16 protein-coding genes are annotated in these 13251 nt (G+C 37.1%); 11 read left to right on the top strand and 5 right to left on the bottom strand.

Translation table 11 applies throughout. The features are described 5' to 3' along the window. Positions 1–328 precede the first annotated feature (328 nt). The 5 genes from FFS26_RS13520 to FFS26_RS13500 all read left to right on the top strand — a co-directional run bounded on the left by FFS26_RS13520 (position 329) and on the right by FFS26_RS13500 (position 2386). A complete protein-coding gene (locus tag FFS26_RS13520) occupies positions 329–673 on the top strand; it encodes a hypothetical protein (protein WP_137905260.1) in 345 nt (114 codons plus the stop codon). A 157-nt stretch (positions 674–830) separates the two neighbouring features. Next, the gene (gene ureA, locus FFS26_RS13515) at positions 831–1133 is read left to right on the top strand and encodes an urease subunit gamma (protein ID WP_034697260.1); all 303 of its coding nucleotides are present in this window, start codon (positions 831–833) and stop codon (positions 1131–1133) included. A gap of 11 nt (positions 1134–1144) precedes the next feature. Continuing rightward, a complete protein-coding gene (ureB, locus tag FFS26_RS13510; protein ID WP_034697259.1) occupies positions 1145–1513 on the top strand; it encodes an urease subunit beta in 369 nt (122 codons plus the stop codon). A gap of 1 nt (position 1514) precedes the next feature. Continuing rightward, positions 1515–1883: a hypothetical protein gene (locus FFS26_RS13505; protein ID WP_137905259.1), complete on the top strand. Its 369-nt coding sequence runs from the start codon at positions 1515–1517 to the stop codon at positions 1881–1883. Further along, a complete protein-coding gene (locus FFS26_RS13500; protein ID WP_137905258.1) occupies positions 1880–2386 on the top strand; it encodes a helix-turn-helix domain-containing protein in 507 nt (168 codons plus the stop codon). The genes FFS26_RS13505 and FFS26_RS13500 overlap by 4 nt, the downstream gene beginning before the upstream one ends. Positions 2387–2536: 150 nt before the next feature. Here FFS26_RS13500 and FFS26_RS13495 read toward each other — a convergent pair whose 3' ends face one another. Together FFS26_RS13495 and FFS26_RS13485 are read right to left on the bottom strand one after the other, a co-directional pair. After that, positions 2537–3643, bottom strand: a complete 1107-nt coding sequence (locus tag FFS26_RS13495) for a DNA topoisomerase IB (protein WP_110011424.1) — start codon at positions 3641–3643, stop codon at positions 2537–2539. Between the two features lie 199 nt (positions 3644–3842). After that, a complete protein-coding gene (locus FFS26_RS13485) occupies positions 3843–4280 on the bottom strand; it encodes a DUF6526 family protein (protein WP_137905256.1) in 438 nt (145 codons plus the stop codon). Between the two features lie 215 nt (positions 4281–4495). On the opposite strand from FFS26_RS13485, the gene FFS26_RS13480 reads away from it, so the two are divergent. The 4 genes from FFS26_RS13480 (at position 4496) to FFS26_RS13465 (ending at position 9087) form a co-directional block, all read left to right on the top strand. Beyond that, positions 4496–6265, top strand: coding sequence for an aminopeptidase P family protein (locus FFS26_RS13480; protein WP_110011421.1), 1770 nt, complete (start codon positions 4496–4498; stop codon positions 6263–6265). A 604-nt stretch (positions 6266–6869) separates the two neighbouring features. Continuing rightward, positions 6870–7436: a Crp/Fnr family transcriptional regulator gene (locus FFS26_RS13475; RefSeq protein WP_137905255.1), complete on the top strand. Its 567-nt coding sequence runs from the start codon at positions 6870–6872 to the stop codon at positions 7434–7436. Between the two features lie 53 nt (positions 7437–7489). Beyond that, positions 7490–8512 (top strand): saccharopine dehydrogenase, encoded by a 1023-nt coding sequence (locus FFS26_RS13470; protein WP_137905254.1) that lies wholly within the window; start codon positions 7490–7492, stop codon positions 8510–8512. Continuing rightward, positions 8509–9087, top strand: coding sequence for an NAD(P)H-dependent oxidoreductase (locus FFS26_RS13465; protein WP_110011418.1), 579 nt, complete (start codon positions 8509–8511; stop codon positions 9085–9087). Before FFS26_RS13470 ends, FFS26_RS13465 begins: the two co-directional genes overlap by 4 nt. A gap of 114 nt (positions 9088–9201) precedes the next feature. Here FFS26_RS13465 and FFS26_RS13460 read toward each other — a convergent pair whose 3' ends face one another. The 3 genes from FFS26_RS13460 to FFS26_RS13450 all read right to left on the bottom strand — a co-directional run bounded on the left by FFS26_RS13460 (position 9202) and on the right by FFS26_RS13450 (position 11688). Next, positions 9202–9924 (bottom strand): siderophore-interacting protein, encoded by a 723-nt coding sequence (locus FFS26_RS13460; RefSeq protein WP_110011417.1) that lies wholly within the window; start codon positions 9922–9924, stop codon positions 9202–9204. Positions 9925–10013: 89 nt separating this feature from the next. Continuing rightward, positions 10014–10877 (bottom strand): helix-turn-helix domain-containing protein, encoded by an 864-nt coding sequence (locus FFS26_RS13455; protein WP_137905253.1) that lies wholly within the window; start codon positions 10875–10877, stop codon positions 10014–10016. 175 nt (positions 10878–11052) lie between these two features. Then, positions 11053–11688: a LysE family translocator gene (locus FFS26_RS13450; protein WP_110011415.1), complete on the bottom strand. Its 636-nt coding sequence runs from the start codon at positions 11686–11688 to the stop codon at positions 11053–11055. A gap of 206 nt (positions 11689–11894) precedes the next feature. Between FFS26_RS13450 and FFS26_RS13445 the strand changes: the two genes are divergently transcribed. Continuing rightward, entirely contained in the window at positions 11895–12608 is a 714-nt protein-coding gene (locus FFS26_RS13445; protein WP_137905252.1) for a hypothetical protein, read from the top strand. A 94-nt stretch (positions 12609–12702) separates the two neighbouring features. Beyond that, positions 12703–13236, top strand: a complete 534-nt coding sequence (locus tag FFS26_RS13440; RefSeq protein WP_137905251.1) for a hypothetical protein — start codon at positions 12703–12705, stop codon at positions 13234–13236. Positions 13237–13251: the final 15 nt, after the last annotated feature.

Here is a 13251-nt window from a genome sequence, read left to right as displayed (position 1 = left end):
ACAGATCTGATACTATTATTTATGCTTTTTCTGAGATAAATTTTTATTAAATCTTGATGTATTTTCAGAATTCTTTAGGTTTTAGAAAAAAATACACCATTTTGTTATAATTATAGGAATTAAGACAATAAAACATTTGTCATAGTTTAAGAATTGCTGTTAATGACTGTAAATAAAGAGTTTATGTTACAATGTTAAAATTATATAAATTCACTTTTGTTGCGATTTTGAACATTTTAAATAATTTTTTGATAGCCGGAGGATCAGATTGTTCTAATTTTACATCATTATTATCAGGTATGAAAAAATAGTCTTATTTTTCTCTTTTGTGATATTTTTCTCAGCGTTGTGTGCAGGTCTTTTTGCACATAAAGGGAAAACTCAGCCATATTCTCATATCCTTTCAAAAATTCATCTTTTACAGCAGAAATCTGATCAGCAGACTCAGCCTGAACTCTATAGTTTTTCAGATGTGCAGGATGTGCAGGATGTGCAGGATTCCAACGACTGGGAGAAAGTAAAATTTGATTACTCAATACTTGCACAGCATTGGCTGCACTATTTCTTTGCAGGTTACACTTACAATACACAGGTTGCGGCTGTTCAAAACCGCGTTTATATTACGTCACCAAGATATATCCTGTATCACTGTCTGCAGGTAGCGGGCTGCTAATCCCTTTTCTTAATTTTTAATGATCCGTTGTGGTTTGTATTTATGTCAATACAGATCTGAAAACATCATTTCCCATTTTACATTTTTGAACATTTCTGTTTGCCTTTACGTAGAGGTGAAACGGATATTGTTTGTCCAATTTTAAATAAAAAATATTATGCACTTAACACCGAGAGAAACGGAAAAGCTTATGCTGTTTCTGGCAGGCGAACTCGCTCTGAAAAGAAAGGCAAGAGGCCTTAAATTAAACTACCCGGAATCCATCGCTCTGATCAGCCACTTTCTGCTTGAAGGCGCAAGAGACGGGAAAAAAGTAGCCGAACTGATGCAGGAAGGAGCCAACCTTCTGACCAAAGAAGATGTGATGCCAGGCGTTTCAGAAATGATCCACGATGTTCAGATTGAAGCAACCTTCCCGGATGGGACAAAACTGGTAACCGTACACAATCCAATCCGCTAATACTACTGATTATGATACCAGGAGAAATTTTTGTAAAAGAAGGAACAATTATCTGCAATGAAGGCAGAGAAACTGTAAAAATAAAAGTAACCAATACCGGAGACAGGCCTATTCAGGTAGGTTCACACTTCCATTTTTTTGAAGTTAATAAAGCGATGAGCTTTGACCGCGAAAAAGCTTTCGGAAAGAGACTGAATATTGTAGCAAGTACTGCAGTACGTTTTGAGCCGGGGGAAGAAAAAGAAGTGGAATTGGTAGAAATAGGAGGAACCAAAAAAGCAATGGGCTTCAATAATCTTGTCGATGGGCAGGTAGATTCTGAAGAACAGAAAAAAGTAAGCCTTGCAAAAGTTGAAGAGTTAAACTTTAAAAATCATTAAGATGAGCTTACACGTAGACAGAAAACAATACGCCAATATATTAGGTCCTACAGCCGGAGATAAAATCAGACTGGGCGATACTGAAAATAAAGAGTTGGAGAGAAATTATCTTAAAGGTATTCTGATGCCGGTGATTCCGTATCGTACCACATTCAATTTTATTATTTTCGTTACCAATGGGCATATCAGACAGTATCTTGAAAATAAAGAATATCATGCGGAAAAAGGAGGCGTGATCTTTATTAAGCAAGGAACAATTACCGCAACTGTTGAATTATCAGAAGATATTGAAGGTTTCTTCCTTGCTTATGAAAATAATATTCTGTCTGAACAGGAACTGCCAAAACATAAAAGCAGTATCTTTTCATGACCCCTTTCCTTAATCTGGATAGCCTGACCTACGGAACCATCACACAGCTTCTTCCGATAATGGAACAGGAATTATGGTTGAATAATCTCAATGTGAATGATGTCGCTGTGACAATACTTCATCTGATTCTGATCAAAATGCTGAGTACGGATTCTGATACCCATCACAAATCTGCAACACGCCCCATGGAGCTGTCCCTGCAGTTCCGGGATCTTTTGTTCAAATACCATGTCGGAGAAAAGAGAGTGGCTTTCTATGCCGATAAATTGTCTGTTACAGAAAGTTATCTGAATAAATGTGTCAAAGGAGTTACTCAGAAATCTCCAAAACAATGGATCAATGAGATTGATATCAATTACAGCAAAGCATTACTTCATTCCAGTAAAGATATTGCAGAGATTGCCTACGAACTGAATTTTCATACCGCATCCCATTTTACCCAGCTTTTTCAAAAAAATTGCAGGAATTACCCCAAAGGAATACAGGATTCAGTTTTTGAATAACAGCAGGATTTCAGTTTGATATAAAGAATCGAATTTGTGTAATGTCAATGGTCAATTTTTGCTGCGTAAGTGAATAGTCAATGATGCTGAAGTTCAGAATAAAAAATTCACTGCGAAGTAAATTTACCATTCACTATTGATTGGTCTCCCTTACATCTTTTCATTTTCCAGAATCTTCAGCACCAGTCTTTCCTCTTTTGTAAGATCGGCTTTTCCGTCATTTTCTTCTATCACTTCCAGTTCATCAAGATATTTTTTGATGGTATTATTCTCATAAAGGTTGATGACCAAAGGATGAACATAATACTTTCTGCAGACAGCCGATGTATTTCCCAGGTTTTCTGCCACGATGTCCAGGGCTTCTTTTACCTTCTTTTTATATTCACTGTCATTTTCCGCATACCCGATTTCTTTAAAAGCGATCAGAGCACTTACGGTTCCGGACCATGTTCTGAAATCCTTTGCTGTAAAATCTTCACCACTGATCTCTTTGATATACTCATTCACCATCCCGGAATCTACAGAATGACGGTTTCCTTCATCATCAAAATACTGAAAAAGCTCTTTCCCGGGAATATCCTTGCATTTCTGAATAAGCCTTGCCAACCTTGGACTCCTGAGATCGATTTGATGCATGATACCTTTCTTTCCTTTAAAAGAAAAAGAAATTTTTTGTCCTTTTACCTTTACATGCTTATCCTTTAATGTGGTCAGACCAAAAGAACCGTATAATTTTTCATATACATTATTCCCGATACGGATATTGGTTCTTTGCATAAGGCTTACAATTAAGGCAAGGATTTTTCGCTTCTCAAAATTTCTCAGGGCAAGATCCTGTTCTATATGCAGACGGATGTCCGGTAATGCATACCCGAACTGAAGCATTCTGTAAAATTTTGTATGATTTCTTAAAGCACTCCACAGAGGATGGTAGCGGTATTGTTTTCTTTTTTTTACATCGAAACCTGTGGCCTGAAGATGGCCATTGTCAAGAGCACAGATCCATACATTTTCCCAGGCAGGCGGAATCACCAGTTTATTGATCCGGGTAATTTCTTCTTTATCCTTTATTTTTTCGCCGTCTTTATAATAGGAATATTTCTTTCCGGTTTTCTTACGGGTAATTCCGGCGGTTTCCGCATCGGTGGTATATACGAGATGTACCGCCTTTGCAGAAGCTTCCGGATCCTTCATTATTTTAACAATTTTTGAAGGCTTAAGGTGAGAAATGATCTCCAAATCTGTATTCTTCTCCATAAAACATGGTTAAGAGTTTTTACCCTTCGAAAAAATCAGTAAAATAATCCCTACTATCACACAGACTAAGATTATTCCCCACCACATTCCTGCCTTAAAAATTGTTTCTACGGCTTCACAACTTGTTAATGTCAGTATACTTAACAGTATAATACTGTAAAAGCTCCATTTTTTCATAGGTATATATTTTGTAGGTGTGTTAAATTCTGAGTCGGTCAGCTCTCCATTTTTTGATAGACCTTTTAATTTCATCTCCTGAGATGTTTTCATGAAGCGCCCTGTATAAAAGCTCTTTGAATTCATCATCATACGTAAATCTCAATGCAGCAATCTGATCGAATTTCAGTTTTTCAGCAGTTTCATCAGACCTTTTATTGAAAATTTCGAAATAACGCTGTTTAAACTCCAGTATAACCATCCGGTTTTGAAGTCCCAGTGCATAATGCTGCCTTGTCATCAGTGCCAGATAAAAAAGCAAAAAAATCACGACAGAAAACAGTATCCAGATCAGCTGATTTCCGGGGTCATCCCAGATTTTGTAAATTCCTAAAATCTCCAATATCATAAGCAATGGAAGATAAATAAAATGATGTGGCGGATAAAATTTCCTGTGGTTATTGTAGTTTTGCTGTTTCATGCAATAAAATGTAGCAATAATCTTTCCAAAAATTTATTATTTTGATAATGTGGTAGTTTTTTTTACTTAAAAATGATGTATTTTATGAAATATATTTAGTGGTTGGTTTTTTACTGACCTCTTTGACAATAAAGAATTATAAAGTAAAATAGCGGGTAGATTTACCTTTCAGACATCAAATTTTTTGTAACTTTCGGTGGTTAAAAATAAAAAGAATGACTTCAAAGGAAAAAGTTGCTGCGCTTCGTGAAGAAATGCAGAAAAATAATGTTGATGCATTTATAGTATATTCTGCAGATCCGCATATGAGCGAATACCTTCCTGAAGAATGGCAGGAGAGAGCTTGGCTGTCAGGTTTCTTAGGTTCTGCCGGTTTTGTGGTGATTACCAAAGATAAAGGCGGACTTTGGACGGACGGAAGATACTTTACACAAGCTGCTATAGAGCTGGAAGGTTCCGGAATTGATCTTTTCAAAGATGGAATGGAAGGAACTCCTAATTATATCGATTGGATTATTTCAGAAATTCCTTCAGGTGGTAAAGTGGCAGTAAATGCTGTTGCAGCCTCTCATGCCAACTGGGAACTGCTTTCCCAAAAATTCAACTCCAAAAATATTACGCTGTCAGATATTCCGCTTTTAAAAGAAGTATGGAAAGACAGAGGAACTCCATCTGCTAACCCGATTTTTGTGCATCCGGTAGAAAGAGCCGGTAAATCAGTATCCGATAAAATTGCTGCGATCCGTCAGAAAATGGAAGAGCAGGAAGCTACCGTACACATTATCTCAAGTCTTGATGATGTAGCGTGGACACTGAACCTGAGAGGAAGTGATGTAGAAAGTAATCCTGTATTCTTAGGATACATTGTGATTACTAAAAACGACGCTGTTCTGTTCACAGGATTAGAAAAGATGGAAGTGGCTGCGAGAAAACAAATGGATGATTCCTTTGTGAAAATGATGCCTTACGAAGAATTTTACAATTATCTGAAGACTTTCAAAAACGAAAAAGTTCTGGTTTCTCCGAACAGCAACCAACAGATTTTTGAAACATTAAAATCAGACAATCAGTTTATCAAAGCTCCGGTTCCGGGGAATCTTATGAAAGCCCAGAAAAATGAGGCTGAGCTGGAAGGTTTCAGAACAGTAATGGTAAGAGACGGAGTAGCCATGGTGAAATTCCTTTATTGGCTAACGCACAACGCAGGAAAAGAAGCCATGAATGAGTATTCTATCGGACAAAAACTGAGAGAATTCCGTGCAGAAGGTGAAAACTTTGTCGGAGAAAGCTTTGGTTCTATCGTAGGATATAAAGATAACGGTGCTATCATGCACTATTCTGCCAAAAAAGAAGGAAGCAAAGAAGTGACCAACGAGGAAACAATCCTGGTAGATTCAGGAGGCCAGTACCTTGAAGGAACTACAGATATTACGAGAACTTTTGCCTTAGGAACCCCTTCGGAAGAGTTTAAAAGAAATTCGACATTGGTGCTACAGGGATTGATCCGTTTATCTATGGTGAAATTCCCGAAAGGAACAAAAGGAGTACACCTGGATGCTATTGCAAGACTACCGCTATGGATGGAAGGAAAAGACTTCAACCACGGTACAGGACATGGGGTAGGAAGCTTCATGAATGTACACGAAGGACCGCAAAACATCAGAAAAGATCTGAACCCTCAGGAACTTCTTCCGGGAATGGTTTGTTCAAATGAACCGGGTTACTATCTGGAGGGTCATTATGGAATTCGTCATGAAAACCTGATTGCAGTAAAAGAAGCAGAAAAAACAATTCACGGAACATTCTATGAATTTGAAACATTAACATTCTGCCCGTTCTTCAAAGATACAGTGGTAAAAGAAATCCTTTCAGAAAGCGAAATCGCATGGCTGAATGACTACCATAAAACTTGTGAAGAAAAGCTTGCTCCACACCTGGATGGAGAAGTTAAAGAATGGTTCCTTCAACTGGTAAGCCCTCTTTAATAAAGATTCAAAGGTGAAAGCAGGTGACAATCATTACTTTAAACCTTGAATGATAAACATTAAACTGAATATTGTTAGATAATCCAAAAGTCCTGTAAGGTATTTCCTGCAGGGCTTTTCGTTTTATACAACCGTATTTTTACGGATATAATTACAGGGATTCCACTGATGCATAAAAAATAAGGTTCACCTATCTTTGTTACAACAAACATCATTCATATCTTCATAAATAACTCAAGTAAATTCAAAACGGTAGATCATCTCGTCCTGAGATGATTTTTTTGTTTTCAATTGAAATCTGTATGACTATATATTCGCTTAAAAAGAGGCTATCCCAAGTCTAAAAGTGTCATTCTGAACACAGACTGAAAGTCTGCGAACGCAGTTCAGGAATGTAGTGAAGAATCTCACGATTCTGATTATTAATGAGATTTTTCCTTCGTCAGAAGTCGAAGATTCGACATAGTCAATGACAAAAGCCAAATTATTTCACTTTTGAGATAGTCTCCGTCTTTGCTTTCTTAAAATAGAATTTTATAAAAATGAAAATGCTGCGTTTACAAAGAAGTATTTTATTTATTTTCGCTGAAACTTATTTGATATCATGGAACGTGACTATTTTCGAAGCTTTAATCTGTTTTCAGAAAATGAAATTGAAGAATTTCTGAAGCATTCCGAATTCAGGCATATCAGCAAAAATGATTATTTCATACAGGAAGGAGAGCTTTGTAAGGAAGTAGGCTTGGTGAAGTCTGGTATCTTTCGTTCCTTTTACACTTCTGATGAAGGAAAAGATATGACATATTGCTTCAGGTTTCCCAATCATATGATCGCTGCCTATTCCTCATTTGTTTCCGGATGCCCAAGCAAAGAAAGTATGCAGGCTATTACTGATGCTGAGTTGATTATTCTTAAAAAAGATGCGGTAGATGAGCTGGTTCAGAACAGTCTTAACTGGACAAAGTTTTTAAAAATCATTGCAGAGCAGGAATATCTTGAACTGGAATCACGGTTTTTTCAGCTGCAGAGAGACAGCGCAGCCCAGCGCTATCAAACACTGTTAAAGAATCATCCTGATTATATTCAAAACATTCCTTTGCAGTACCTGGCTTCCTATCTCGGCATTACGCAACGTCACCTGAGCCGCATCAGAAAGGAAATTTCTTTTTAGACATTTGTCCTGCTTATTGAAACAGCAGCGCTCTACTTTTGTCAAAAAAAGTTATGGAGCAAAATATTCTGATAATTGGAGGAAATGGATTGGTAGGTAAAACAATTTCCCGGATTCTGAAATCAAGAAATCCTCATCTTACTGTTTTTATCGGAGGAAGAAAAGGGGGGGAAACAGATAAAGACCTGAAAATCGATGTTACAGATCCTTCCTCTTTTAAAGTGATCATTGAGAAAAAAATACAACTCATTATCCTTTCCGTGAATGATAAAGAAGATCATGTACTTCGTTTTGCGATTAATCACCACATAGACTATCTTGATATTACAAAACCTACTCCGGCTTTGGTGAAGGCTTATGATATTGCCGGTAAATCAGATGTTAACAGCAGAATTGTTTTCAGTTCAGGCTGGATGGGCGGGATTGTCCCGGGATTGGCTAATATTCTTTCAGACTCAGGAGATATTGATGAAGTAAAACTGTTTGTCTATTATTCCGTAAAGGATCTTGCAGGTGAGAGTTCAGCTCACTTTATGGCAGAAAATGTAGCCGTTCCTTTTGTGCATTATAAGAACGATAAACCGGTTTCTATACGACATTTTCTTAATACGGAAACCTTCAATTTTTCTTATGGAATCGGGCCGAGAAGTGCCTATAATTTTGATGTGCCGGATCTGTATATTCTCAACAAAGTGGAAAGAATTTCCGATGTGAGTGTGAAGATGACCTACAATTCAAAATTCATAACCTGGCTGCTGGGAGCATTTCAATATCTAAGAATCTACAATATTCTGTCTTTAAAAGAAAGAAAAATGATTTTTGGATCCAGTGGTAACGGAGATCAGGCGGTCTTTGAAATTGTAGTCGATGATCCGTCAGGACAAAAGAGACTGAGTTTGCAGAGTGAAAAAGGACAGGCAGAATTAACCGCTTTATCTGCTGTTCTGCACACCGAAGAACTGTTGAGAAATCCTCATGAAAACAAGGTGTATTTCAGCCATCAGCTGCATGAGCCTTTATCATTAATGGAACAGCTTAATGCCTACGATTCTATCAATATTAATGTGAAATCATGAAAAAAATAGCCATTATCAATGGGCATCCCAATAAAGATTCCTTCAATTTTGGGGTAACAGAAGCTTACAGGTTGGGAGCCTCAGAAACAGGAGCAGAAGTGCGGGAAATCGTAATACGGGATCTCAACTTTAATCCCAATTTACAGTTTGGATATCAGAAAAGAATGGAGCTTGAGCCGGATCTGATCAAAGCCTGGGAAATTATTCAGTGGGCAGATCATCTCGTTTGGGTACATCCGGTTTGGTGGGGAGGATTTCCTGCCATAATGAAAGGATTTATAGACCGTCTTTTTTTACCGGGAATGGCCTATAAATATCGTGAAAATTCTGTGTGGTGGGACAAGCTTTTAAAAGGTAAAACAGCCCACATTATTACCACATTAGACCAACCTGGATGGTATTACCGTCTGTTTTTTGGCAGACCCAGTGTCAATCAGCTTAAAAAATCCATACTTGAATACTGTGGGGTAAAACCGGTGAAAGTGACTTATGTAGGTATTATCAGGAATTCTAAAGAGGAGCAGCGGTCTCAATGGCTTAGTAAGGTGAGGGAATTAGGAAAGAAGTATAAATAATTTGCACCTTATTTTTTTGGTAACGGAAAATGATAACTTTATCTGGTAATAATGGTGTTTTATTAGCAGATAAAGTTTCATTATTAAAGTAGAAACACTTTTGTTGATCCATTTTTACAGTCCTTTTTTCCCTTCAATCCAGTAGGCTTGTGATTTGATGCACTTCGGGGAAACACCTCTGGCTTTAAGGAATTTCCTGATCAGAGACATTCGTCCTCCGTTTCCTGTGACATAAAAAATAACCTCATCATCAGAGATGGATTCTTTTTCTTCTTGCAGAAAATCATTCAAAGCTTCAATCATTCTCATGGTATTGTTTTTAGGACAGTGATAGCCATATAAATTAAGCTTTTCAAGAGCAGAACAATCATCAAGCTCATGAAGACAAATGAACAAAGAACCCGATTCCTCCACCGCTTCCTTGATCGAAAGAGAACTTCCCAATGATGTTTCATCTCCCAGAGAAAAATGAATCCGGGCACCGGGAGTAAAGAATTGTTTTCCTCTGGGCATTAAAAGTTTTATGGAATCTCCTTCTCTCAGTTGGGTTACAAAATGACTTCCTGCAGCAGACATGTCATGCAAATGAAACAAAACATCGAAAGTTCCTGCTTCTTTGTTAAAATTAAAAGGAGAATAATTCCTGAAATCCCTGTCGTTGATTCTTATTCCAATGGCATAGGCAGGTTCATAAGGAACATTCTCTAATTCTGTTTCAAAGCGTATCAGTCGAAGATCATTGGTGATCTGTTCTATATGGTTAACGGTGCATTCTTTGAATTTTGAGGACCAGACATTTTCTACGGTGTCATTGATCCATTTTGGTAGGCTCGGCATAAATCATTTTTATTGCAAAGGACGTTGCAAAATCAGAAAATACCGATAGCGGTTTCGGGGAATTAATTGGATTATTCGTGGTTGAATATTTATTGGTGCTGATTTCGGAATTCTGATGGAGATTGATCTTCAAGTTTGGAAAATAAACGGCTGAAATAGGTATGATCACTGTATCCCAGTTCATAAGCTACTTCTTTTACACTCAGATTGGTAAAGACCAGCAATCTTTTGGCTTCAATTAAAATTTCCTGATGAATCCAGTGTTGTGCTGGCTTTCCTGTGACCTCACGAACCGTTTCCGTTAAATATCCTCTTGTAATGTTCAAAATTTCTGCATATTCTGATGGACTTTTCATGGTTTTGAAATTTTTCCGAATGAGAGCCCTGAATGCACGGGTTAATTGTAAAGCACGGTTTTCCTCTGAAGCCGGATAAGTATTTTTCTGAGAATACAACTGGGCAAACATTCCGAGAAAGGCATTAAGAAGTGATTGAACAATGAGAAATCCTTCTTTAGTGGAAAGCATTTCGTTTGTATATGAGACATGAAGTAAGCCGGCTGTCGTATTGAGGTTTTTGACAAGGTTCTTATCCACAGACAGCGGCTGTATTTCACCCAAAGATTCATCAAAAAAAGAACGAACTGTATCCGGAACAAGTTCTGCTTTTACCGCTACAAACCATCCGCACACCTCTTTCATAAGAAGTCCCTGATGTACCTGTCCCGGTAATACACAGAAAATAGTGGATTCTTTCGCTTCAATAGTTTTAAAGTCAACCATCATTCTCACATGACCGCTCTCCATACAGGTGAAAATATAATGACTGTCCCGGTGTATACCTTTGTCCAGAAGAATATCCCCAGAATCATAAGGCTGTTTATCCATCCTTTTGATATGGAACTGATGATGGGTAATACCATTTAAATCATAGGTGGGAATGGTCTGTTTCATCTTTAAACCTGTTGTGATGAGGATAATACGGAACAGCAAAATTACGTATTTTCACGGTTTTACATCCCGGATTTTAATCTCAAATTCGCGGTGCATAATCATAATGCTTTCTTTACGTCAGATTTTATATGAATATACATCGGAATTCGGAACAGAAGGAAACCTGTTCCGGATTTTATTTTGCTTTTGAAAATGCCATTTTTATGGCTAAATACGTTAATACGCTGGCCATAAACCATTTTTGGACCTTTATCCACACCGGATTATTGGAAAAGAATACAGCAACTTTTGCAGCTGTTAATACAATGATAAAGTTGATGCTGAAGCTGATCAGAACCTGAATGATCCCTAGTTCCAGACTTTGGGTCAATATTGAGCCATACTCTGGTTTGATGAACTGAGGAAAGAAAGACAGGTAAAAAACAGCCACTTTCGGATTCAGTACATTCGTTAAAAAACCAATGGTGAAAAGCTTTTTGGGACTATCATGAGCAACATTTTTGTCAACATCAAAAATATTTTTGCTTTTGGGTTTAATAGCCTGATAAGCAAGATATAAAAGATAGACCGTTCCCAGGGTTTTAAGAACGGTATACGCGAGTGGAACAGCCAGTAAAACAGCGGTAAGACCAAATGAAACCATGATGATATGGAATAAAAATCCACATACGACTCCGGCTAATGAGATAAATCCGGACTTTTTCCCCTGTGTTATCGACTTTGATATCAGATAAATCATATTAGGACCGGGGCTGATGACTAAAATGAGTGCAGCCAGTATGAAAAATAGTAGCTCGTGGAATGGAATCATGACAGTTGTTATTTAAAAAGAGAAGGTTTCCGGTACAAAGATAAGTGGTGTTTCCGGTTTAATTTTATCAGAGATAGAAGAAAAAGTATTTTTTTCTCAAATTATATTTTATTTTCCACCTGAATGTGATTTAAAAAATAGATCAGTCTGTTTTTTTTGTAAATTTCAACTCATAAAATAATTATCATTCACAAATAAATATTATCATGACTACTGAAAACATCTTTGAAGCTATCAGAAAATGGAAAAATCTTATTGATTCTTACAAAAATGGAATTGATACCAATGGAGCAGAAATTTTGAATTATTTGAATCAGGGAACCCACTTCAGCGTTTCAGGCGAAGACATTGAACTATGGAAAAAAAATCTGGGAACTACGGAAACCCAAATGATTCATGCCTATGTGGGTATTCATGAAGGTAAGCTGAAATTTTTCCTGATCGATTCTAAAAGTGATAAAGATGCTCATTTCAATACCATTCTTGTTAAAGATTTCTTAGTAGAATTCAGTGAATCAAAAATAGAAAGCAGCAATGATATGGTGATAGATGTTCCTCCCATTACTGCTGAATCAGCCATTAACCGTAACTTCAGATGGAATATGTTCGGGACTTCCTGGCTGCAGGCTCAGAAAACAGAAGATATTTTTCAATTGATTTCCATTCCGTTTTCAGATTATAAAAATATTGGAATTACCGCAGGACAGACCTGCACCAGCTTCTTCGGGCTTACTGATGATCTGGAAAAAAAAGATTCTGATTTCCCTTATCATATCGAAATCATTACTGTGAAAAGCCTGGCGGTAAATCATATGAGCGAGACCGCTGAAAATTATTCCACCCCAAGACCTCCCTTTACTATTATTGATACTCTTAATGATTATCAACTTCTGAAGCAAAGCACCCGTGTTTTCGTATAACAGCTTATCCCTGTATCTGCAAATTATAATTAATCTCGTCCTATGTACCGGATTGATTGTATTGATAAAGGAAGAGATCAAAACAAAACTTCCCGTGATTATACTTCTCTCAGGGGAACTGATGCTGGAGTTGTCGGATTTAACAGGCCGGCTGATGAAATTAAATACACTCAATACTTATAATTATATATTGAGCCAGTTTTTTGGTTTGATGATCCTTACTGTGATTTACAGCAATTATATCCGGCTTTCCCGTCAATTAAGGTGGATGATTTACTGTTATGCTGTACTGGTGCTGATTACCAATGTGCTGTATGTTCAGAATGATAAAAAGGTTACTTTTTATTTCAACATTATCACCAGTATTATTATTTGTAGTTATGCGGCCTCTTATTTTATGAAAATTATCAGGGAAGGTAGGGTAAACAGAGATCTGTTTATTGTGAACATCATCGTTTTTCTGTTTTTCTCTATAGAATGTATCATCTCCACTACCTTTAATTTCTTAATCAGCAATCATCTGAACTGGGTAGCTCCTGTCTGGCTTTTTAGAGGCATTCTGCTATTGTCTTTTTATCTTGCTTTTATTAATCTGGGATGGGGCGTTGGGAAAATCAGGATCAGATAGTTCTATGGATTTGGA

The organism is Chryseobacterium sp. 2VB (genome assembly GCF_005503635.1).
Taxonomy (GTDB): domain Bacteria; phylum Bacteroidota; class Bacteroidia; order Flavobacteriales; family Weeksellaceae; genus Chryseobacterium; species Chryseobacterium cupriresistens.
Note: the sequence above shows the minus strand (reverse complement) of the source record. Positions and strands in the feature narration are given on the sequence as shown.